This is a genomic window from Pseudomonas sp. MG-9, assembly GCF_018729515.1.
GTDB lineage: Bacteria > Pseudomonadota > Gammaproteobacteria > Pseudomonadales > Pseudomonadaceae > Aquipseudomonas > Aquipseudomonas serboccidentalis.
Map to the genome: position 1 here is coordinate 282,537 of NZ_JAHHZH010000004.1, position 20,230 is coordinate 302,766.

22 protein-coding genes and 1 pseudogene are annotated in these 20,230 nt (G+C 60.8%); 5 read left to right on the top strand and 18 right to left on the bottom strand.

The features are described 5' to 3' along the window. The first annotated feature begins 7 nt into the window (after window positions 1–7). Both KKQ10_RS12200 and KKQ10_RS12205 read left to right on the top strand, forming a co-directional pair. Window positions 8–967, top strand: coding sequence for an amino acid ABC transporter permease (locus KKQ10_RS12200; RefSeq protein WP_215501238.1), 960 nt, complete (start codon window positions 8–10; stop codon window positions 965–967). Continuing rightward, the gene (locus KKQ10_RS12205) at window positions 960–1,694 is read left to right on the top strand and encodes an amino acid ABC transporter ATP-binding protein (protein WP_095137988.1); all 735 of its coding nucleotides are present in this window, start codon (window positions 960–962) and stop codon (window positions 1,692–1,694) included. The genes KKQ10_RS12200 and KKQ10_RS12205 overlap by 8 nt, the downstream gene beginning before the upstream one ends. Window positions 1,695–1,785: 91 nt before the next feature. Here the strand turns inward: KKQ10_RS12205 and KKQ10_RS28730 are convergent, their stop codons facing one another. The 11 genes and pseudogenes from KKQ10_RS28730 to ubiE form a co-directional block, all read right to left on the bottom strand. Continuing rightward, on the bottom strand, window positions 1,786–2,658 hold the full coding sequence (locus KKQ10_RS28730) for a methyl-accepting chemotaxis protein (RefSeq protein WP_418323032.1): 873 nt from the start codon (window positions 2,656–2,658) through the stop codon (window positions 1,786–1,788). Next, window positions 2,641–3,702, bottom strand: a pseudogene (locus tag KKQ10_RS28735) (methyl-accepting chemotaxis protein); the annotation flags it as partial. The gene KKQ10_RS28730 and the pseudogene KKQ10_RS28735, both read right to left, overlap by 18 nt. A gap of 213 nt (window positions 3,703–3,915) precedes the next feature. After that, entirely contained in the window at window positions 3,916–4,623 is a 708-nt protein-coding gene (locus tag KKQ10_RS12215; RefSeq protein WP_008080621.1) for a 16S rRNA (uracil(1498)-N(3))-methyltransferase, read from the bottom strand. Beyond that, window positions 4,620–5,411, bottom strand: a complete 792-nt coding sequence (tatC, locus tag KKQ10_RS12220; RefSeq protein WP_215501240.1) for a twin-arginine translocase subunit TatC — start codon at window positions 5,409–5,411, stop codon at window positions 4,620–4,622. The genes KKQ10_RS12215 and tatC overlap by 4 nt, the downstream gene beginning before the upstream one ends. Then, a complete protein-coding gene (gene tatB, locus KKQ10_RS12225; protein WP_215501241.1) occupies window positions 5,408–5,854 on the bottom strand; it encodes a Sec-independent protein translocase protein TatB in 447 nt (148 codons plus the stop codon). Before tatB ends, tatC begins: the two co-directional genes overlap by 4 nt. Window positions 5,855–5,864: 10 nt before the next feature. After that, entirely contained in the window at window positions 5,865–6,146 is a 282-nt protein-coding gene (locus KKQ10_RS12230) for a twin-arginine translocase TatA/TatE family subunit (protein ID WP_003220847.1), read from the bottom strand. A 25-nt stretch (window positions 6,147–6,171) separates the two neighbouring features. Further along, a complete protein-coding gene (locus KKQ10_RS12235; protein WP_003220849.1) occupies window positions 6,172–6,504 on the bottom strand; it encodes a phosphoribosyl-ATP diphosphatase in 333 nt (110 codons plus the stop codon). 185 nt (window positions 6,505–6,689) lie between these two features. Beyond that, the gene (hisI, locus tag KKQ10_RS12240) at window positions 6,690–7,082 is read right to left on the bottom strand and encodes a phosphoribosyl-AMP cyclohydrolase (RefSeq protein WP_095667753.1); all 393 of its coding nucleotides are present in this window, start codon (window positions 7,080–7,082) and stop codon (window positions 6,690–6,692) included. Window positions 7,083–7,202: 120 nt separating this feature from the next. Then, complete coding sequence (gene ubiB / locus KKQ10_RS12245; RefSeq protein ID WP_215501242.1) at window positions 7,203–8,807, bottom strand: ubiquinone biosynthesis regulatory protein kinase UbiB; 1,605 nt, start codon at window positions 8,805–8,807, stop codon at window positions 7,203–7,205. Further along, entirely contained in the window at window positions 8,804–9,427 is a 624-nt protein-coding gene (locus KKQ10_RS12250; RefSeq protein WP_086793910.1) for a ubiquinone biosynthesis accessory factor UbiJ, read from the bottom strand. The genes ubiB and KKQ10_RS12250 overlap by 4 nt, the downstream gene beginning before the upstream one ends. Next, on the bottom strand, window positions 9,427–10,197 hold the full coding sequence (gene ubiE / locus KKQ10_RS12255; RefSeq protein WP_003220857.1) for a bifunctional demethylmenaquinone methyltransferase/2-methoxy-6-polyprenyl-1,4-benzoquinol methylase UbiE: 771 nt from the start codon (window positions 10,195–10,197) through the stop codon (window positions 9,427–9,429). Before ubiE ends, KKQ10_RS12250 begins: the two co-directional genes overlap by 1 nt. A gap of 154 nt (window positions 10,198–10,351) precedes the next feature. Here ubiE and KKQ10_RS12260 point away from each other — a divergent pair, with 154 nt between their 5' ends. The 3 genes from KKQ10_RS12260 to KKQ10_RS12270 all read left to right on the top strand — a co-directional run bounded on the left by KKQ10_RS12260 (window position 10,352) and on the right by KKQ10_RS12270 (window position 12,229). Further along, the gene (locus KKQ10_RS12260; RefSeq protein WP_215501243.1) at window positions 10,352–10,627 is read left to right on the top strand and encodes a polyhydroxyalkanoic acid system family protein; all 276 of its coding nucleotides are present in this window, start codon (window positions 10,352–10,354) and stop codon (window positions 10,625–10,627) included. A gap of 242 nt (window positions 10,628–10,869) precedes the next feature. Next, a complete protein-coding gene (locus KKQ10_RS12265; RefSeq protein WP_127648618.1) occupies window positions 10,870–11,292 on the top strand; it encodes a phasin family protein in 423 nt (140 codons plus the stop codon). 10 nt (window positions 11,293–11,302) lie between these two features. Next, window positions 11,303–12,229, top strand: coding sequence for a phasin family protein (locus tag KKQ10_RS12270; RefSeq protein WP_215501244.1), 927 nt, complete (start codon window positions 11,303–11,305; stop codon window positions 12,227–12,229). 166 nt (window positions 12,230–12,395) lie between these two features. On the opposite strand, the gene KKQ10_RS12275 is transcribed toward KKQ10_RS12270, so the two are convergent. From KKQ10_RS12275 to hslV, 7 genes are all read right to left on the bottom strand, one after another. Beyond that, window positions 12,396–13,013 (bottom strand): TetR/AcrR family transcriptional regulator, encoded by a 618-nt coding sequence (locus KKQ10_RS12275; protein ID WP_127648620.1) that lies wholly within the window; start codon window positions 13,011–13,013, stop codon window positions 12,396–12,398. Between the two features lie 30 nt (window positions 13,014–13,043). Further along, window positions 13,044–14,726 (bottom strand): class II poly(R)-hydroxyalkanoic acid synthase, encoded by a 1,683-nt coding sequence (gene phaC / locus KKQ10_RS12280; RefSeq protein WP_127648621.1) that lies wholly within the window; start codon window positions 14,724–14,726, stop codon window positions 13,044–13,046. Window positions 14,727–14,865: 139 nt separating this feature from the next. Further along, on the bottom strand, window positions 14,866–15,720 hold the full coding sequence (phaZ, locus tag KKQ10_RS12285; protein WP_127648622.1) for a poly(3-hydroxyalkanoate) depolymerase: 855 nt from the start codon (window positions 15,718–15,720) through the stop codon (window positions 14,866–14,868). Window positions 15,721–15,814: 94 nt separating this feature from the next. After that, entirely contained in the window at window positions 15,815–17,494 is a 1,680-nt protein-coding gene (gene phaC, locus KKQ10_RS12290; protein ID WP_215501245.1) for a class II poly(R)-hydroxyalkanoic acid synthase, read from the bottom strand. A 259-nt stretch (window positions 17,495–17,753) separates the two neighbouring features. Next, window positions 17,754–18,131, bottom strand: a complete 378-nt coding sequence (locus KKQ10_RS12295; RefSeq protein WP_127648624.1) for a gamma-butyrobetaine hydroxylase family protein — start codon at window positions 18,129–18,131, stop codon at window positions 17,754–17,756. 125 nt (window positions 18,132–18,256) lie between these two features. Further along, a complete protein-coding gene (hslU, locus tag KKQ10_RS12300; RefSeq protein WP_215501246.1) occupies window positions 18,257–19,594 on the bottom strand; it encodes an ATP-dependent protease ATPase subunit HslU in 1,338 nt (445 codons plus the stop codon). Between the two features lie 48 nt (window positions 19,595–19,642). Beyond that, a complete protein-coding gene (gene hslV / locus KKQ10_RS12305) occupies window positions 19,643–20,179 on the bottom strand; it encodes an ATP-dependent protease subunit HslV (RefSeq protein WP_003220875.1) in 537 nt (178 codons plus the stop codon). Window positions 20,180–20,230 lie beyond the last annotated feature (51 nt).

Sequence of the window (20,230 nt, forward strand, 5' to 3'; positions counted from 1 at the left end):
ACCTGCAATGAAACAGAAAAAAGCCCAATGGCCCTGGCACGTCCTGACCGTGCTGGTGCTGGTCGGCCTGGCGGGCGCGTTGTATTACGCCACGTCGCTGATGTCCTACGAATGGCGCTGGAATCGCGTGCCGCAGTACTTCGCCTATCAGGCCGAAGAAACCCAGCGCGCGACCGACATTTCCACCGTCACCGAATTGGTGCGCAAGGGCAGCAGCGCGCAAGTCACCCTGCGCAACGACGCCGGTGACGAGCAGCACCTGACCGTCGACGAGAACAGCCTGCAATTCGCTCAGGGCGACGATGTGGCGGAAGGCGACGTCGTGGGTGTGACCCGGCATTGGGCGGCAGGGCCGCTGTTGTGGGGACTATGGACCACGCTGTGGCTGTCGGTGGTGTCCGGCGTACTCGGTCTGTTGATCGGTCTGGTCACCGGGCTGTGCCGCCTGTCGAACAACCCGACCCTGCGCGACTTGTCGAGCATCTACGTCGAACTGGTGCGGGGCACGCCGCTGCTGGTGCAGATTTTCATTTTCTACTTCTTCATCGGTACGGTGATGAACCTGTCCCGGGAGTTCGCCGGGATCGCCGCGCTGTCGCTGTTCACCGGTGCTTACGTGGCCGAAATCATCCGTTCCGGCGTGCAGTCGATTGCCCGCGGGCAGAACGAAGCGGCGCGCTCGCTCGGCCTGAGCGCCGGCCAGTCGATGCGCCACGTGGTGCTGCCGCAGGCGTTCAAACGCGTGCTGCCACCGCTGGCCGGACAGTTCATCAGTCTGGTCAAGGACACCTCGCTGGTGTCGGTGATTGCCATTACCGAGTTGCTGAAAAGCGGTCGCGAAGTCATCACCACCTCGTTCTCGCCGTTCGAAATCCTGTTCTGCGTCGCCGGCCTGTACCTGTTGATCAACCTGCCGCTGTCGAAAATCGCCAGCCGGCTTGAGCGGAGGCTCGCGCAAAGTGATTGAAGTCCGCGATCTGGTAAAAGTCTTCGACACCCGTGGCCAGGTAGTCCGGGCTGTGGATAACGTCACCACCACCGTGGCCAAGGGCGAAGTGCTGGTGGTGATCGGCCCGTCGGGTTCCGGTAAGTCGACCTTCCTGCGTTGCCTCAATGGCCTGGAAGAGTTCGACTCGGGCTCGGTGAGCATCGACGGCCTGCAACTGGCCGACCCGAAAACCGACGTCAACGCCTACCGCCGCGAAGTCGGCATGGTGTTCCAGCATTTCAACCTGTTCCCGCACATGACCGTGCTGGAAAACCTCTGTCTGGCGCAGAAAGTCGTGCGCAAGCGCGGGCAGAAGGAAAGCGAGGCCAAGGCTCTGGCGTTGCTGGAGAAGGTCGGCATTGCGCAGAAGGCCCGGGAATATCCGTCACGCCTGTCCGGCGGTCAGCAACAGCGCGTGGCGATTGCCCGGGCGTTGGCGATGGACCCGAAAGTGATGCTGTTCGACGAGCCGACTTCGGCCCTCGACCCGGAAATGGTCGGTGAAGTACTGGATGTGATGAAGAACCTGGCCGTGGAAGGCATGACCATGGTCTGCGTCACCCACGAAATGGGCTTCGCCCGGGAAGTGGCGGACCGGGTGCTGTTCTTCGATCACGGCAAACTGCTGGAAGATGCTTCGCCGGCCGAGTTCTTCGATGCACCGAAGGATCCTCGGGCGCAGGCGTTCTTGCGTCAGGTCTTGTAAAGCAAAAAAGATCGCAGCCTTCGGCAGCTCCTACAGAGTTATGTGTACACCTGCAGGAGCTGCCGAAAGCTGCGATCTTTTGCTGTGATGCTTAGACCTTGAACCGCCCCACCAGCATCTGCAGATGCGTCCCCAAGCGCGCCAGTTCAACACTCGATGCCGCGGTCTCTTCACTCGCTGCCGATGTCTGATCTGACACATCCCGCACATTCAGCACGCTACGGTTGATCTCCTCGGCCACGGCACTCTGCTGCTCGGCCGCTGCGGCGATCTGCTGGTTCATCGCCTGAATCGCCGACACGGTGCGGGTGATGCTTTCCAGTGAGCCACCGGCACGGCGTGTCAGTTCGACGCTGCTGTCGGTCAGGCTACGGCTGTTGTCCATGATCGTTGCCACTTGCTGGGTGCCGTTCTGCAGGCCGACGATCAGCTCTTCGATCTCTTCGGTGGACTTCTGGGTGCGCTGGGCGAGGCTGCGCACTTCATCGGCGACCACCGCAAAACCACGCCCGGCTTCACCGGCACGCGCGGCTTCGATCGCCGCGTTGAGCGCCAGCAGGTTGGTTTGCTGGGCCACGGACTTGATCACGTCGAGCACGCTGCCGATCTTGTCGCTTTCGCGCTTGAGCTCGCCCATGGCCTCGGTGGAGTGGCCGACTTCGACCGCCAGACGCTCGATCTGCGCGATGGCTTCACCGACCACCTTGTCGCCTTCACGGGCCTGCTGATCGGCGGCCACGGCGGCTTCGGAAGCCTCTTCGGCGTTGCGCGCGACTTCCTGCACGGTGGCGGCCATTTCGTTCATGGCGGTGGCGACCTGATCGGTCTCGATCTTTTGATTGTTGACCCCGGCGCTGGTCTGCTCGGTGACCGCCGACAGCTCTTCGGCGGCGCTGGCAATCTGTGTGACGCCGTCGCTGATGCCGCCGATCAGGTCGCGCAGGCCTTGGGTCATGCTCTGCATTGAACGCTGCAACTGGCCCAGTTCGTCGCGGCGCTGCGACACCAGGTTGTGGGTCAGGTCGCCGGCAGCCACGCGCTCGGCGACTTTCAGGGTCTGGTTCAGCGGAATGATGATCTGCCGGGTGATCGCCCACGCTGCCAGCAGGCCGAAGGCCACGGCCAGCAGGGTAGCGATGATCAACATGTTTTTGGCGTGCGCGGCATCGGTATCGCGCACCACGGTCTGCGATTCGGTGAGTTGCTTGCTGACGTCGAGCAGGATGTCGCCCTGGGCCGACATGCGTGCCAGAGCCTTGGCACTGGCGACCTGCGAGTCGCGGAACTGGCTGACCGCTGCACGATAGGCCTTGAGCGATTCGGTGGCCTGTTGCAGGTTGGCGATGTGCTGCTCAGGTAGTTTGGCCGGCAGGGTTTCGAGGTTTTTCAGGGCATTGTCGATGGCATCGAGCGCCGGTTGCTCGGCTTCGGTTTTGCCACTGTAGGTGTAGCCACGCACCTGGAAGCGCGCTTGCTGGATCAGTTTGCTCAGGTCGATCACGGCGTTGAACTGGGCGACGCTGTCGCCCTGCAGCATGGATTTCTCCACTTCGGCGACCTTGGCCACGGCGTTGTCGGCGGTGGCGCCGAGTTTGCTGCGGGCGTCTTCACGACTGGCCCCGGCCTGCACCATGTCGGCGAAGGCGCGTTTGTATTCGGTGACGGCGGCCAGCTGTTGGTCGACCTTGGCGGCGTCGGCCGGTTGTTCGATCAGGCCGCGCGCGGTTTGCAGGCCGCTGTCGAGCTTGGTCAGCAGCTCGTTGACCAAGCCCGGGCCTTGTTCGCCGCGACGCATTTCGTAGTCCAGGCGTGCCAGACGCAGGTCCTTGGTCAGCTCGTTGAGGCTGGAGATGAAACCCAGCTTGTCACCGCGGCTGATGATGCCCCCCATGCCGGTCCACCCGGTGAAAGTGATCAGCAGGGTGAGCAACAGCACCAGGCCGAAACCGATCCCCAGCTTGCGTTTGACGCTGACGTTTCCAAGATTCTCGGCTAACCAACGGTACATGCGACGACTCCCCTCGGACCACTAATTGGACTTATGAGGACTGTATCGGCTGGATGATGGCAATCTGTAACCCGAATTGTCCTGAACCGCCGATCCTGGATACCCGTAGGAGCTGACGAGTGGAACGAGGCTGCGATCTTTTGATTTTGTTTTTAAAGCAAGATCAAAGTATCGCAGCCTTCGGCAGCTCCTACAGGGGAGGCCTTGTTGGGGTTAGAACAGGCGGGCGAGCAGGGCGGTGACGGCGGTTTCGACGCGCAGGATGCGCTCGCCCAATTGCACCGGTTGCAGGCCGGACTTGCCCAGCAGGTCGATTTCGTAGGGGATCCAGCCGCCTTCGGGGCCGATCGCCAGGGTCACCGGTTCGCTCAGCGCCCGTGGGCACGGGGGGTAATTGCCAGGATGGCCGACCAGGCCGAGGGTGCCTTCGGTGATCGCCGGCAGGCGGTCTTCGACGAACGGCTTGAAGCGCTTCTCGATGATGATTTCCGGCAGCACGGTATCGCGAGCCTGTTCGAGGCCGAGGATCAGATTCTCGCGAATCGCTTCCGGCTCCAGGAATGGCGTCTGCCAGAAGCTCTTCTCGACGCGGTAGCTATTGACCAGAATCACCTTCGACACGCCCATGGTCGCCACGGTCTGGAACACCCGGCGCAGCATCTTCGGACGCGGCAGGGCCAGCACCAGAGTCAGCGGCAGCTTGGCGGGCGGTGGCTGATCGAGAGTGACGCGCAGTTCGGCTTCGCCGGCCTCAAGGCGCAGCAGCTCGGCCGAACCCATCAGCCCGTTGATGCGCCCGACCCGCAGGCTGTCACCGACTTCCGAGCGATGAACTTCCTGCATGTGGGTCAGGCGTCGATCACGCAGCACGACGCGGTCGGCCGCGATGAAGTCGGCCTCTTCGAGCAACAACAGGTTCATGCCTGGGTCGCTGGCGGCTGGTCGTTGTGATCGTCGGCCGAATTCTCGTCCGGACGTTCGCGCTTGCTGATCAAACCGCCAAACAGAATGCCGATTTCAAACAGCATCCACATCGGTACGGCCAGCAGGGTCTGGGAGAAAATGTCCGGTGGCGTGAGGATCATGCCGACCACGAAGCAGCCGATGATCACGTACGGGCGAATCTTCTTCAGGTATTTGACGTCGACCACGCCGATCCATACCAGCAGCACCACGGCCACGGGGATCTCGAACGCGACGCCGAAGGCGAAGAACAGCGTCATCACAAAATCGAGGTAACTGGCGATATCGGTCATCATTTCCACGCCGGCCGGGGTGGCCGCAGCGAAGAATTTGAAGATCAGCGGGAACACGAAGTAATAGGCGAACGCCATGCCGGTGTAGAACAACAGGATGCTGGATACCAGCAACGGCACCGCAATGCGCTTTTCATGCTTGTACAGGCCCGGCGCGATGAAGCCCCAGATCTGATGCAGGATCACCGGGATCGCGAGGAACAGCGAAACCATCATCGTCAGCTTCAGCGGCGTCAGAAACGGTGACGATACGTCGGTGGCGATCATCGTCGCGCCGACCGGCAGGTACTGGCGCAGCGGCGTCGAGACGAAGGTGTAGATCTGCTGGGTGAAGGCGAACAGCCCGGCGAAGATGATGAAGATCGCCGCCACGCAACGCAGCAGGCGGGTGCGCAACTCGGTGAGGTGCGAAACCAGCGGCATGTGCTGGTCGTTTTCGGGGAGATCGCTCATGGGGCTCGCGGCGGCAGTGTTGGGTCGTGAGGGGCCGGCGCAACAGGCGCGGCGGCGGGAGCAGCGGATTCAACCGGGGGCGTCGCAACAACTGGCGCAGTTTCGTTCGGTACTACAGCAGGTGCAGGGGTCGTCGCAGCGGCAGGGCTGTGAATCGTCTGCTCACCCACATGCTCAACCGGCGTCGGCTCCTGCTGAACCGGCGTGAAAATCTTCCGCGCCTCCTGCTCCAGCGACAGGATGTGCTCGTTGTGCAGTTGCCGACGGATCTCGTCGGCACCGATTTCACGTTCAACTTCCTGTTTGATCGCGTTGAAGCTGCGCTTCAGCCGCCCAACCCACAGGCCGGCGGTGCGCGCAGCGCCCGGCAGACGCTCGGGGCCCAGCACCAGCAGGGCGACGAGGCCGACGAGCAGCAGTTCAGAGAAGCTGATACCAAACATTAGTCAGTGCTCACACGTCTTTGCGGATCGGCTCTTCGACTTTCTGCGCCTGCACGTCGATGGTGTGCGGCGGGTTGGCCTGAGCGGTGGCTTGCGGCTGCACCGGTGGCACTGGCTGCGCAGGCGTCACGGTCGGATCGGCGGCCGGTTTCTCGTCGTCGTTCATGGCCTTGCGGAAGCCCTTGATCGACTCGCCAACGTCGGTGCCGAGGTTTTTCAGTTTCTTGGTGCCGAACACCAGCACCACGACTACCAGAATGACGATCCAGTGTTTCCAGTCAAAAATGCCCATGTTGCTGTTCCTCTCTAAAAATTATTCAGGCGGACGGACGCGAGGCTTTCTCGACGTGTCCGGAAAGGCCGAAGCGACGATCCAGTTCATCCAGCACGGCCTGCGGATGCTGCCCCAGTTGGGCAAGCATGACCATGCTGTGGAACCACAGGTCGGCGGTCTCGTAGATCACATCGCTGCAGTCGCCGCTGATGGCGGCGTCCTTGGCGGCAATAATGGTTTCGACCGACTCTTCGCCGACTTTCTCCAGAATCTTGTTCAGGCCTTTGTGATACAGACTAGCTACATAAGAGCTGTCGGCCGCTGCGCCTTTGCGCTCTTCAAGCACTTGGGCCAGACGAGTCAGGGTGTCACTCATGGGAGGATGTGTCATCAGTCATTTCCTGAGCTGCGCCGGAGCCTGATTTTGTGCAGGGCAAGGCGCGAGGAGTGTGGTTTGGCATTTCAAATAAACGACGAGTAACGCAGCCCTGCACAAAATCAGGCCTGGCCCTTCGGGTTGTCGGCTGAAAGCGCAGCTCAGTAAATGACTGATGACACATCCTATTGTCCTGCGGAATAGATAGCGTGCGGGTCTTTGAGTACCGGGTCGACGGTCTTCCAGTCGCCGTTTTCGAAGACACGATAAAAGCAGCTTTGACGGCCGGTATGGCAAGCGATGTCGCCGATCTGTTCAACCATCAGGATGATCACGTCGGCATCACAGTCCAGACGCATTTCATGCAGCGTCTGCACATGGCCGGACTCTTCGCCCTTGCGCCATAGCTTGCCACGGGAACGTGACCAGTAGATTGCACGGTTTTCCGCAGCGGTCAGTTCGAGCGCTTCGCGGTTCATCCAGGCCATCATCAGCACGCGTCCGGTCTTGTGATCCTGGGCAATCGCCGGCACCAGGCCATCCGCGTCCCACTTGATCTCGTCCAGCCAGTTTTTCATCTTCAATTCCCGAAACGCAGCTACAAGCGTTGAGCTTCAAGCTGCAAGTAAAAGCAGGTTGCGGTGTTCCTGTGTCGTCAGGCTTGCAGCTCGCAGCTTATAACTTGCAGCTGATTCGTGCTATCGGCGAACGACCAGATACAAGCCGACTGCCACCATGATACCGGCCGGCCAATGCCCCAGTTCGTTCAACGGGCCACCGGCGGCGAGAATGGTGCCGCCCGCCAGATGAGCGCAGCCAAGCAGGCGCAGGAACCAGTCGTCCTTGCGTTTGTGCCACGGTGGCGGCGGGTCGTTGGCATGTGGCTGGGACATGCGTTCGAGCAGGTCGCGGGCCATGTTGGCCAGGTGCGGAAGCTGCTCGAACTGGCTCTGCACGTTGCCGAGCAAGGCTTTCGGGCTGACGCGCTCGCGCATCCAGCGTTCGAGGAACGGCTGCGCGGTGTTCCACAAGTCCAGATCCGGGTACAGCTGACGGCCGAGGCCTTCGATGTTCAGCAGGGTCTTTTGCAGCAGCACCAGCTGCGGCTGGACTTCCATGTTGAAGCGTCGCGCGGTCTGGAACAGGCGCATCAGCACCTGGCCAAATGAAATATCTTTTAACGGTTTTTCGAAGATCGGTTCGCACACGGTGCGGATCGCCGCTTCGAATTCGTTGAGTTTGGTTTCCGCCGGCACCCAGCCCGAGTCAATGTGCAACTGCGCCACGCGGCGGTAGTCGCGCTTGAAGAAGGCGAACAGGTTACGCGCCAGATAATCCTGGTCTTCCGGAGTCAGGCTGCCGACGATACCGCAGTCGATCGCAATGTACTGCGGGCTCCACGGGTTGACGGTGCTGACGAAGATGTTGCCCGGGTGCATGTCGGCGTGGAAGAAACTGTCGCGGAACACTTGGGTGAAGAAGATCTCCACGCCGCGCTCGGCGAGCATCTTCATGTCGGTGCGCTGGTCGGCGAGGGTCGCCAGATCCGTCACCTGAATCCCGTAGATGCGCTCCATCACCAGCACTTTCGGCCGGCACCAGTCCCAGTAGACCTGCGGCACGTACAGCAGCGGCGAGCCTTCGAAGTTGCGCTTGAGCTGACTGGCGTTGGCCGCCTCGCGCAGCAGGTCGAGCTCGTCGTAGATGGTCTTTTCGTAGTCCTGCACCACGTCTACCGGGTGCAGCAGGCGGGCATCGGCGGAGACTTTTTCGGCGGCGCGGGCGAGGATGAACAGCCACGCCAGATCCTGAGCGATCACCGGTTTCAGGCCCGGGCGGATCACCTTGACCACCACTTCTTCGCCGGTTTTCAGCTGCGCAGCATGCACCTGCGCCACCGAGGCCGAGGCCAGCGGTTCGACGTCAAAGCGGCTGAACACTTCGCTGATTTTCTTGCCCAGTTGCTCTTCGATCAGTTTGATCGACAGCTGCGAATCGAACGGCGGCACGCGGTCCTGCAGCAGCATCAGCTCATCGGCGATGTCTTCCGGCAGCAGGTCGCGGCGGGTCGAGAGAATCTGCCCGAACTTGATGAAGATCGGCCCCAGGTCCTGCAACGCCAGACGCAGGCGCGCACCACGGCTCAGCTCCAGCGGTTTGCGCGGGAACCAGCGCCACGGCAGCACATAGCGCAGTGCCAGGAGAAACCAGGGCAGTGGCAGATCGAACAGCAGGTCATCGAGGCGGTAGCGGATCACGACGCGCTGGATGCGCAACAAACGGCGGACGGCAAGCAGCTTCATGCGTTATCGCTTGGGTCGAGGGATCGGGAAAGGCGCTCGAAGCGCGCCTCGAGACGTTCCAGATCAAGTTTGATCCGGTCCAGTTCGCTGAACCGCGCTTCGGCTTCGCGTTGCCCGACGAGGGTGCGCGATTCTTCGGCGAGGTATTCGGCGAGGTTCTGGTTGAGGCTGGCAAATCCTTGTTGATACCAGCGTGCGCGGCTGCGCAGATGACCGCCGACCAATTGCGTGGCGACCGGGCCCAGCCAGCGCGAGAGTTCGTACTCCCAGTCCAGCTCCAGGTCCTGTAGCACACCGGCCAGCTCCAGCAGCACGCCGCTGTCACCGTCGAGCTCGACTTCCGGGGCGTGCAGCACCGCGGTCTTGTCTTTGCTCACGGCCAGTTTCACCAGGCTCGACGCGGGCGCGCGCAGGGTGCAGTCGACACCGGTTTCCCAGTGCGAGGCCAGCATCAGGCCCTCATCGCTGGGCAGGATGAACAGTTGCAGCGCCGGGCTGCGGCAATCGACGGCAATCACCTTGCCGGTCAGATGCGCCAGCCGCGGCAGTGCCGTGCTGTCGAGACGCAGCACCCGGTTCAGACCGAGTTCGACGCTGGCGAGCAGCCCGGTAAGCAACATCAGGGCTTGATGCCGCGGTGCAGGGCGACGATGCCTGCGGTCATGTTGTGATAGGTCACGCGGTCGAAACCGGCGTCGACCATCATCGACTTCAGGGTTTCCTGATTCGGGTGCATGCGGATCGATTCGGCCAGGTAGCGATAGCTTTCCGAGTCATTGGTGATGAGCTTGCCCATCAGCGGCATGAAGGCGAACGAGTAGGCGTCGTAAGCCTTGGACATCAGCGCGTTGGTCGGCTTGGAGAACTCCAGCACCAGCAGGCGACCGCCAGGCTTGAGCACGCGCAGCATCGAGCGCAGGGCGTCTTCTTTATGCGTCACGTTGCGCAGGCCGAAGGCGATGGTCACACAATCGAAGTGGTTGTCCGGGAACGGCAGCTTTTCGGCGTCCGCCTGAACGAACTCGACGTTGCCCGACACACCCAGGTCCAGCAGGCGGTCACGACCGACCTTGAGCATGGATTCGTTGATGTCGGCCAGCACCACCTGGCCGGTCGGGCCCACCAGATGGGAGAACTTCTTGGTCAGGTCGCCAGTGCCACCAGCGATGTCCAGCACGCGGTTGCCGCTGCGCACGCCCGACAGTTCGATCGCGAAACGCTTCCACAGACGGTGCATGCCGCCCGACAGAAGGTCATTCATCAGGTCGTATTTCGCGGCTACCGAGTGGAAAACCTCAGCGACTTTTTCCGCTTTCTGGCTTTCCGGAACGTTTTTGAAGCCGAAGTGTGTGGTGGGTTCGGCATCGCTGCCTTTGCGCTGATCAGTCATATCGCTGTCACCAAAAGAGAATGCGCGACATTCTAATCCCCAAGCCATGCTTTGTCTTGGAATGGCTAAAGGTAAGATGGGCAACCTTCGGGACGATTTGCCGCAGACGCGGTCAAGATTTACCGACGCATATTTATTATTCAGGAGTCATTCAATGGCCAAAATCAGTGTTGAGCGTGCCCACAACCTGGGCAAGGAAGCCGCCCGCGAGAAGGCCGACAAGCTGGCGCAAAAACTCTCCGACCAATACGGTCTGGAGCCGCAGTGGTCGGGCGATACCCTGAACCTCAAACGCTCGGGCGTGAAAGGCGCAGTGCATGTGGCAGACGATTCGATCAAGGTCGACGTCGAGCTGGGCCTGATGATGTCGGCCATGAGCGGCATGATCAAAGCCGAGATCGAAAAAGCCCTCGACAAAGCTCTGGTCTGATTTCTGCCTGAAATACGATCCCCTGTAGGAGTGAGCCTGCTCGCGATAGCGGTCTTTCAGTCACCGCAATGTTGACTGACAGACCGCTATCGCGAGCAGGCTCACTCCTACATTTTTTTGCGCTGCACCCGAACTTTTATGTCAGTTGTTAGGGTGCCGTTTCTAATTTTTCTCCCTACTTTGTGCCTGAGCCCGACACATCTGCGGGCAGTTCCTCAAACCTTCTGCGCGTGAGGTGCACCATGGCCAAAGTCATTTTGAAGAAAAAAATCGACGCTTCGACTTCTGCTCTGAGCGACGTCAAATCCTATGCCCGCAAGATCTGGCTGGCAGGCCTGGGTGCCTACGCCAAGGTCGGCCAAGAAGGTAGCGACTACTTTCAGGAGTTGATCAAGGCTGGTCAAACTGTTGAAAAGAAAGGCAAAAAAGTCGTCACCGAAAAACTCGAAGCGGCCAACGCCGAGATCGATGAAGCCAAGGGCGAAGTCAGCTCGTTCAAAGGCCGCGTCGAGGTCCAGCTCGACAAGGTCGAGAAGGCGTTCGACTCCCGTGTAGCAAGCGCCTTGAATCGTATCGGCATTCCGTCTAAACATGACGTTGAGACACTCTCTGCTAAGCTCGATGAGCTGACGGCATTGCTCGAACGCGTCGCGCGTAAATCTTAAGGAGAACGGGATGGCTGGTAAAAAGAACACCGATAAAGAAGGCAGCTCGTGGATTGGGAAAGTCGAAGACTACTCCCGCAAAATCTGGCTGGCTGGTTTAGGCGTGTACTCGAAGATCGACACTGACGGCAGCAAGCTCTTCGAGTCACTGGTCAAAGACGGCGAGAAAGCCGAGAAGCTCACCAAGTCGGCAGTCGGCAAAAAAGTCGATGCCGCCAAGGACTCGGCTTCTTCGGCCAAGTCGCGCATCAGCGGTGTGAAAGATCGCGCACTGGGCAAGTGGGACGAGCTGGAAGGGGCTTTCGACAAGCGCCTGAACAGCGCGATTTCGCGCCTGGGTGTGCCAAGCCGCAATGAGGTGAAAGCGCTGCACAGCAAGGTTGAAACCCTGACCAAGCAGATCGAGAAACTCACCGGTCTGAAAACCCAACCGGTCGCGGCGAAAACCGCTGCGGCCAAACCGGCGGCAAAAACCGCAGCGGCTAAACCCGCCGCAAAAACGGCAGCCAAGCCACTGGCTAAAGCGCCTGCCAAACCGGCTGCGAAAGCTGCGGCCAAGCCTGCTGCCAAAACCGCAGCAGCAAAACCTGCCGCGAAAACCGCCGCAGCCAAGCCAGCAGCAAAAGCTGCAGCCAAACCGGTAGCCGCCAAAGCCGCCGCGAAACCGGCAGCAAAACCAGCCGCCAAGCCAGCCGCGAAAACCGCAGCCGCCAAACCGGCTGCCAAGCCTGCAGCCAAACCGGCTGCGGCGAAAAAACCGGCAGTGAAAAAACCGGCCGCGCCGAAAGCCGCTGCGCCGAAGCCGGCCGCGCCTGCTGCAGCCAAACCTGCCACGCCCGCAACCCCGGTCAGCGCGTCGAACTCCGCCGCTGCACCGACTCCGGTGGCAACCCCGACTGTTGCATCGACCCCGTCGACGCCAACCAGTCAGTCCTGATTCCTCAGGGCAAAACAAAACGCCCGGCCTGTGAAGGTCGGGCGTTTTTGTTTGAAGATCAAAAGATCGCCGCCTGCGGCAGCTCCTACAGGATCGTTGCCAAACCGAAAAATGGGCGGCGAACATGACCAATGTTGGAGCTGCCGCAGGCTGCGATCTTTTGACGTTAATGGTCTTCGAGGTATTGCAAAGCCATCCGCTCCGTCGCCACCTTCACTGGCGGCAGCAGGTGTGGCGCCACCAGCATCATGATCTGGTACACCACCAGCCTGACCTCACCCTCGCGATCGAGAATCCGTTGATAGTCCAGCGAGAACAGCAGGGTCATGGTGATCTGCTCCACCAGTTGCCCCAGCGCTTGAGTGTCACTGACCAACTGCCCCGAGGCTTTCAAGCGCGCCAGCAATGACGCCAACGTGCGCTTGAGGGCGTTGAGCAGATTGCGAATGCCCTTGGCCAGTTTCGGCAGGCGCCCGGCGAGGTTCGACAGGTCCTGGAACAGAAAGCGGTACTGCGCCAGCCGCTCGACGATCAGATGCAGAAACAGCCAGTAATCCTCCGGCGCCAGCTCGACATCCGACGGTGGGTCGAGCAGCGGCGCCAGTTCATTCTGGAAGCGGTCAAACAGGCCGAGTATCAACGGCTCCTTGCCGTGGAAGTGGTAGTAGAGGTTGCCGGGGCTGATCCCCATTTCGTTGGCAACTTCCATGGTGGAGACGTTGGGCTCACCCTTTTCGTTGAACAGTTGCAGGGCACATTCGAGAATCCGGTCGCGGGTTTTCATCCAGTCTTCTTAGAAAAGTTCGGTTACGCGTCAGCGCACATGCACGTAGGTGCCGGGTGCTGCTTCCATCGGTGGATAGTTCGGGTTGCCGAGGGTCATCAGGGTCTCGCGCTGGGCACCGGAGCGCTGCTGAATCCACTCCAGCCACTGCGGCCACCAACTGCCGTCGACGCGTTTGGCGTCGTAGTACCAGGCGCGCGGGTCGCTGCTCAGTTTGCCGTTTTCGACGTAATTGGCTTTCGGGTTGCTTGGCGGGTTGAGGATGCTCTGCACGTGGCCGCTGTTGGACAGCACAAAACGCCGCTCACCACCGAGCAACAGGGTCGAGCGGTACACCGCGTCCCACGGTGTGATGTGGTCGTTCATGCCGGCCACGCTGAAGCTGTCGACAGTGACTTTCTGCAGGTCGATCGGTGTGCCGCAGACTTCCAGCCCGCCCGGGTGGGTCAGCGGGTTGTGCTTGAAGAAGTCCAGCAGGTCGCCGTGAAACGCAGCGGGCAGGCGGGTGTTGTCGTTGTTCCAGTAGAGGATGTCGAAGGCCGGCGGTTCTTTGCCCAACAGGTAGTTGTTGACGAAATAGCTCCAGATCAGATCGTTGGGCCGCATCCAGGCGAACACCTTGGCCATGTCGCGACCGTCGAGCACGCCTTTCTGATAGGAGCGGCGCTTGGCCGCTTCGATGGTCTGTTCATCGGCGAACAGGGTGGTCGGGGTTTCGATCTGGCTGTCGAGCAGGCTGACCAGATAGGTCGCACTGGAGATCCGCCGCAGCTGCCGTTTGGCTTGCAGATGTCCCTGCAACGCGGCGATGGTCAGGCCCCCGGCGCAGGCGCCCATCAGGTTGACGTCGCGGGCGCCGGTGATCGCCCGGCAGACGTTCATCGCTTCTTCCACGGCCTCGACGTAGGTCGACAAGCCCCATTCGCGGTGGCGCACATCCGGGTTGCGCCAACTGATCATGAAGGTCTGCAGGCCGTTCTTCAGCGCGTACTGGACGAAGCTGTTGTGCGGACTGAGGTCGAAAATGTAGTACTTGTTGATTTGCGGCGGCACCACCAGCAGCGGCTTGGCGTACTGCTTTTCGCTCATCGGCTTGTACTGGATCAGCTCGAGCATCTCGTTGCGAAACACCACGGCGCCGGTGGTGGTGGCGACCGTCTTGCCGACCTCGAAAGCCTGCTTGGTGACCTGACGCGGCAGGCCGTCGTTGTGCAGCAAATCATCGAGCAGATGGCTCAGGCCGCGCACCAGGCTGTGACCGCCGGAGTTGAACAGCTCCTTGATCGCCAGCGGGTTGAGCAGGGTGTTGGAGGGCGCGACGGCGTCGTTGAGCAGCGTGAAAGCGAAGTGCGCGCGGGCGCGGTCGTCCTCGCTCATGCTGCTTTCGTCGATCCAGCTCTTGACCTGTTTCTGCCAGGCCAGATACGCCTGCAGGCTGCGCCGGTAGAACGGGTTGAGGCTCCACGTCGGGTCGGCGAACCGCGCATCCTGCGGGTTGGTCGGGTGCAAGGTTTCACCGAGCAGCACGCGACCGAGCTGGCCGCCGAGTTTCAAGGCGTGTCTGGCACTGTGGAGAGGGTTGCGCAGGCCGTGGGCCGCAACACTGCGCAACGTCGAGATCAAGTCCCGGCCACGCAAGCCGGTCATTGCACTTTGTGCATTGATGAACACGGCGGGACTGGGCACTACGCCCGTCGCAGGTTTGTCGCGCATGACTCAACACTCCTTCGTCTTCAGGTCAAAAACAAACTCACCGAACCAGAACACCATAGTCGCTGTTACGGGTTGCTGCCTGCGCGGCGTCCTGCCGCGCACTTTGTATCAAGCCCTGCATAAAACCTGCCGCTGCGGTTTATCCGCCCAAAGGTGTCGGGTGCGGGTGCATCACGGCGCGCTGCCGCTCCTCCTCCAGGAATTTCATGATGATCGGCGCCACGGCTTCGGCGCGGGTAATCAGGAACAAGTGGCCATCGTCGATGATGTGCAGTTGGGCGTTGGGAATCCGCCAGGCGAGCATGCGCATGTTGATCAACGGGATCAGCGGATCGTCGTCGCCGGCCAGCACCAGGGTCGGCTGATGGATCTTGTGCAGCCAGTGAATGCTGGTCCAGCCCAGCCCGGCGAACAGTTGCCAGTAGTAACCGAGTTTGCCCGCCGAACGCACCTTGGCCGCATGGCTGGCGGCCAGCGTCGGGTCACGGCGGAACGAGCCGCCATAGATCAGCGGCGCGATCCGGATCACGTGCGATGGCTGGATGTAGCGCCGGGGACTGGCCATCATCCACAGCACTTTCGGCTTGCCCGGCACCATGAAGGCACCGGCCGCGGTCGCTGCCAGCACCAGTTTCTTGCAGCGTTCGGGGTAGTCGTGGGCGAACTGCTGCGCCAGCGCCCCGCCCCAGGACACGCCAATCACGTTGACCTGACCGTAGTCGAGGTAATCGAGCATTCGTGCGGTCAGCTTCGCCAGTCCGGGAAAGCGATACGGCCGGCGCGGCGTCGACGAACCGCCGACACCGGGCACGTCGAAGGCGATCACTTCCAGATCCGGGTCCAGCGCCGCGACGAACGGAAACACCAGCTCCAGGTTGGCGCCGATGCCGTTGAATATCAGCAAGGGCGTCAAGTGAGGCTTGCCGGGGCGTACCGCGGTGCGGAGGGTTTGCCCATCCAGATCGACGGTACGGAAAATGAACGGTTGCGGCATGCTTCAGGCCCTTCGGGTTAGAGTGGAGCAGCTACAAGCCGCAAGCTTCAAGCAGAACCTGCTCAGCTTGCGGCTTGTAACTTGTGGCTTGCCGCTATCTTTCATGTACATAAGTGCCCGGCGATGCTTCACCTGGCGCATACGCCTTGTTGCCCAGTTTGGTCGGCGCCTTTTTCAGATTGCCCGAGCGTTCGGCCTGCCACGTCTGCCAGTGCAGCCACCAGGAGTCGGTGTGCTTGGTGGAGTTCTCTTGCCACTCATCGGCATTGGCGGCCATGCCTTCGCTGGTCATGTAACGCGATTTCGGGTTGCCCGGCGGATTCAGAATGCTCTGGATATGCCCGCTGCTCGACAGCACGAACTCGACCTTGCCGCCAAACAGCTGCGCCGACTTGTAGCAGGACTTCCACGGGGTGATGTGGTCGTTGGTGCCGGCGAGCGAATAGATGTCGGCAGTGACCTGCTTGAGGTCGATCGGCGTGCCGCACACTTCCAGTGCATTGGGGCGGATCAGTGGGTTGTTTTTGAACATCTCGATCAGGTCGCCGTGGAACGCCGCCGGCAACCGGGTGGTGTCGTTGTTCCAGAACAGGATGTCGAACACCGGCGGTTCGTTGCCGAGCAGGTAGTTGTTGACCCAGTAGTTCCAGATCAGATCGTTCGGACGCATCCACGCGAAGATCTTGGCCATGTCCTTGCCTTCGAGCACGCCGGCCTGATACGAGTGGCGCTTGGCGGTCTCCAGGGTCTGCTCGTCGACGAACAGGGCGACGTCGCTGTCCAGGGTGGTGTCGAGCACGCTGACCAGCAGGGTCAGGGCGTTGACCTTCTTCTCGCCGAGGGCGGCGTAGTGGCCGAGCAGGGCGGTGCAGGTGATGCCGCCGGAGCAGGCGCCCAGCATGTTCACGTCTTTGCTGCCGGTGATCGCCGTGACCACGTCGACCGCTTCCTTGAGCGCATCGATGTAGGTCGACAGGCCCCACTCGCGCTGGGCCTTGGTCGGGTTGCGCCAGCTGACGATGAAGGTCTGCACATTATTGCGCAGGCAGAAGCGCGCCAGGCTCTTGTCCGGGCTCAGATCGAATACGTAGAACTTGTTGATCTGCGGTGGCACCACGAGCAGTGGACGCTCGTGAACTTGCTCGGTGATCGGCTTGTACTGGATCAGCTCCAGCACGTCGTTGCGAAACACCACCGCGCCTTCGGTCACGCCCAGGCTCTTGCCGACCTCGAACGCGCCCATGTTGACCTGGCTCGGCATGCCGCCGTTGTGCACCAGATCCTTGGCCAGATGCGAGAGACCGTCAAGCAGGCTTTTGCCGCCGGTCTCGAAGAAGCGTTTGACTGCTGCGGGGTTGGCCGCCGTGTTGGTCGGGGCCATGGCTTCGGTCATCAGGTTGATCACGAAGTGGGCGCGCGCGATGTCTTTGGGTGACAGGCTGCTGTCGTCGATCCAGGAATGGAGCTCCTTGCGCCACGCCAGGTAGGTTTGCAGATAACGTTTGTAGAGCGGGTTCTGGCTCCAGGCCGGATCGGCGAAGCGACGGTCATCGCTGGCCGGTTGCAGTTCGGATTTGCCGAACAGCACGTTCTTCAGTTCGAGGCCGAAATGGGTCACGTGCCTGACGCTATGGATCGGTTGTTTGATGGCCTGGGTCAGCACCATACGAGCAGAGGCCAGCAGATCCTTTCCGCGCAGCCCAACGACGGGATTAAGCCCCAGGGTGTTTTCCGAGGCTTGGTACTTCAGGTCATCGTTATTCTTGTTACTCATCTACGACGCTCCATTGTCCTGAGACGAGTACCCGGTTTTCTGCTGTGCAGTTCCACAGCCAAATGCCAGGTACTACTGCTCGGGTGACCGTTAATTCTGCATAGCTGCTTTACAGTTCATAGAGCACTGCAGGGAACTTGCCAGCTCCATTGGTTACCCGAGTTTAATTTTTTTCGCAAGCAGCCGATCCTCGGCCACACAGCAGAGCATTCAAACAGATGAATTTAGAAAATGCCCTCTAAAGAGCAAGAGTCTCGGACTAGAGCATCAGCTTGACGATCGACTCGTCCGGATCGCGGGTTTTCCCGGCCGCCTTGAGCTCGGCCAGATAATCGGCCCAGAGTGCGTCATAACGTCGCCCCAGCTCGTAGAGGTAATCCCAGGTGAACAGGCCGCTGTCGTGACCGTCGTCGAAGGTCAGTTTCAGTGCGTACTGACCGGCCGGTTCCAGGCCGCTGAGGCCGACATTGAGCTTGCCGAATTGCAGGATCGGTTTGCCGTGGCCCTGGACCTCGGCGGAGGGGGAATGCACGCGCAGGAATTCTGCGGGCAGGGTGTACTCCTCGCCGGACGCGTATTTGAGCGTCAGGGTTTTCGAGGCTTTGTGCAGTTTGATGTCGGTGGGAATATTGGTCATTACAGGTCATCCGACTAGATGGAACACCTCTGTAGGAGCTGCCGAAGGCTGCGATCTTTTGATCTTGTCTTTTAAATCAAAATCAAAAGATCGCAGCCTTCGGCAGCTCCTACAGAGAAGGTGACCTACAGGATATAACGGGACAGGTCCTCGTTCTGCGCCAATTCGCCCAAGTGGCTGTTGACGTACTCGGCGTCGATCAGGATCGGCTTGTCGTCATGGGCGCTGGCGAGGTCGCCGGCACTGAACGACACTTCTTCCAGCAGCCGCTCAAGCAGCGTGTGCAGGCGACGGGCACCGATGTTCTCGGTCTTCTCGTTGACCTGCCAGGCGATCTCGGCCAGACGCTTGATGCCTTCCGGCTGGAACTGGATGTTCAGGCCTTCGGTTTTCAGCAGCGCGCAGTATTGCTCGGTGAGCGAAGCGTGCGGCTCGCTGAGGATGCGTTCGAAGTCTTCCGGGCTCAGCGCCTTGAGTTCGACACGGATCGGCAGACGACCCTGCAGCTCAGGCACCAGGTCGCTCGGCTTGCTCAGGTGGAACGCACCGGACGCGATGAACAGGATGTGGTCGGTCTTGACCATGCCCAGCTTGGTGTTGACGGTGCAGCCTTCGATCAGCGGCAGCAGGTCGCGCTGCACGCCTTCACGGGACACATCGGCGCCGCCGACATTGCCGCGCTTGGCGACCTTGTCGATCTCGTCGATGAACACGATACCGTGCTGCTCGACCGCTTCCAGCGCCTTGGCTTTCAGCTCTTCTTCGTTGACCAGACGCCCGGCCTCTTCGTCGCGCACCAGCTTCAGCGCTTCCTTGACCTTGAGCTTGCGGGCCTTTTTCTTGCCCTTGCCCATGTTAGCGAACAGGTTCTGCAACTGGCTGGTCATCTCTTCCATGCCTGGCGGCGTGGCGATCTCGATGCCGGATACTTCGGCAACTTCGATCTCGATTTCCTTGTCGTCCAGCTGACCTTCGCGCAGGCGCTTGCGGAACAGCTGACGGGTGTTGGAATCGGTGCTCGGGGTTTCTTCATTGCTGAAGCCCATGCGCGCCGGCGGCAGCAGCGCGTCGAGGATGCGGTCCTCGGCGGCGTCTTCGGCACGGTGACGCACGCGGGTCATTTCCTGCTCGCGGAGCATCTTGATCGCGGCGTCGGCCAGATCACGGATGATCGATTCGACGTCACGGCCAACGTAGCCGACTTCGGTGAACTTGGTCGCTTCGACCTTGATGAACGGCGCGTTGGCCAGTTTCGCCAGACGCCGGGCGATCTCGGTTTTACCGACACCGGTCGGGCCGATCATCAGGATGTTCTTCGGGGTCACTTCAACACGCAGCTCTTCAGGCAGCTGCATGCGGCGCCAGCGGTTGCGCAAGGCAATCGCGACGGCGCGCTTGGCATCGTCCTGGCCGATGATATGGCGGTTGAGTTCGTGGACGATTTCGCGGGGAGTCATGGACATAATAATTGACGGTCCTCAAGCAGAAACAAGCCGTGGCGCAAGGCCGACTCAGGCTTCTTCAGCGAGATCCTGCTCCTCAATGGTCTGAGTGTGGTTGGTGAATACACAGATGTCGGCAGCGATGCCGAGGGCGGTTTCGACGATTTCGCGGGCCGACAGGTCAGTCTTTTTCAGCAGCGCGCTGGCCGCAGCCTGCGCGTAACCGCCACCGGAACCCATGGCGATCAGGCCGTTTTCCGGTTCGACCACGTCACCGTTGCCGGTGATGATCAGGGACGCGTCCTTGTTGGCGACCGCGAGCATGGCTTCGAGGCGGCTCAGGGAGCGGTCGGTACGCCATTCTTTGGCGAGTTCGACAGCGGCGCGGATCAAGTGGCCCTGATGTTTCTCGAGCTGGCCTTCGAAACGTTCGAACAGGGTGAAGGCGTCGGCGGTAGCACCGGCGAAACCGGCGATGACCTGACCGTGGTACAGGCGGCGAACTTTCTTCGCGTTGCCTTTCATGACGGTGTTGCCGAGAGAAACCTGGCCGTCGCCGCCCATGACGACTTTGCCGTGGCGGCGGACTGAAACGATGGTGGTCAAGGGAAGAGTCTCCACGCAGCGGGGCGAAAATGCCTTATGCCCATTCATATG

Coding starts and splice junctions, on each gene's coding strand:
- hslU (WP_215501246.1), bottom strand. CDS start 19,594: ATGTCCATGACTCCCCGCGAAATCGTCCACGAACTCAACCGCCATATC.
- KKQ10_RS12275 (WP_127648620.1), bottom strand. CDS start 13,013: ATGAAAACCCGCGACCGGATTCTCGAATGTGCCCTGCAACTGTTCAAC.
- phaZ (WP_127648622.1), bottom strand. CDS start 15,720: ATGCCGCAACCGTTCATTTTCCGTACCGTCGATCTGGATGGGCAAACC.
- phaC (WP_127648621.1), bottom strand. CDS start 14,726: ATGCGCGACAAACCTGCGACGGGCGTAGTGCCCAGTCCCGCCGTGTTC.
- hisI (WP_095667753.1), bottom strand. CDS start 7,082: ATGAAAAACTGGCTGGACGAGATCAAGTGGGACGCGGATGGCCTGGTG.
- KKQ10_RS12265 (WP_127648618.1), top strand. CDS start 10,870: ATGGCCAAAGTCATTTTGAAGAAAAAAATCGACGCTTCGACTTCTGCT.
- KKQ10_RS12250 (WP_086793910.1), bottom strand. CDS start 9,427: ATGTTGCTTACCGGGCTGCTCGCCAGCGTCGAACTCGGTCTGAACCGG.
- KKQ10_RS12235 (WP_003220849.1), bottom strand. CDS start 6,504: ATGAGTGACACCCTGACTCGTCTGGCCCAAGTGCTTGAAGAGCGCAAA.
- KKQ10_RS12295 (WP_127648624.1), bottom strand. CDS start 18,131: ATGACCAATATTCCCACCGACATCAAACTGCACAAAGCCTCGAAAACC.
- tatB (WP_215501241.1), bottom strand. CDS start 5,854: ATGTTTGGTATCAGCTTCTCTGAACTGCTGCTCGTCGGCCTCGTCGCC.
- KKQ10_RS28730 (WP_418323032.1), bottom strand. CDS start 2,658: ATGCAGAGCATGACCCAAGGCCTGCGCGACCTGATCGGCGGCATCAGC.
- KKQ10_RS12270 (WP_215501244.1), top strand. CDS start 11,303: ATGGCTGGTAAAAAGAACACCGATAAAGAAGGCAGCTCGTGGATTGGG.
- ubiE (WP_003220857.1), bottom strand. CDS start 10,197: ATGACTGATCAGCGCAAAGGCAGCGATGCCGAACCCACCACACACTTC.
- tatC (WP_215501240.1), bottom strand. CDS start 5,411: ATGAGCGATCTCCCCGAAAACGACCAGCACATGCCGCTGGTTTCGCAC.
- KKQ10_RS12260 (WP_215501243.1), top strand. CDS start 10,352: ATGGCCAAAATCAGTGTTGAGCGTGCCCACAACCTGGGCAAGGAAGCC.
- KKQ10_RS12215 (WP_008080621.1), bottom strand. CDS start 4,623: ATGAACCTGTTGTTGCTCGAAGAGGCCGACTTCATCGCGGCCGACCGC.
- KKQ10_RS12230 (WP_003220847.1), bottom strand. CDS start 6,146: ATGGGCATTTTTGACTGGAAACACTGGATCGTCATTCTGGTAGTCGTG.
- KKQ10_RS12200 (WP_215501238.1), top strand. CDS start 8: ATGAAACAGAAAAAAGCCCAATGGCCCTGGCACGTCCTGACCGTGCTG.
- phaC (WP_215501245.1), bottom strand. CDS start 17,494: ATGAGTAACAAGAATAACGATGACCTGAAGTACCAAGCCTCGGAAAAC.
- ubiB (WP_215501242.1), bottom strand. CDS start 8,807: ATGAAGCTGCTTGCCGTCCGCCGTTTGTTGCGCATCCAGCGCGTCGTG.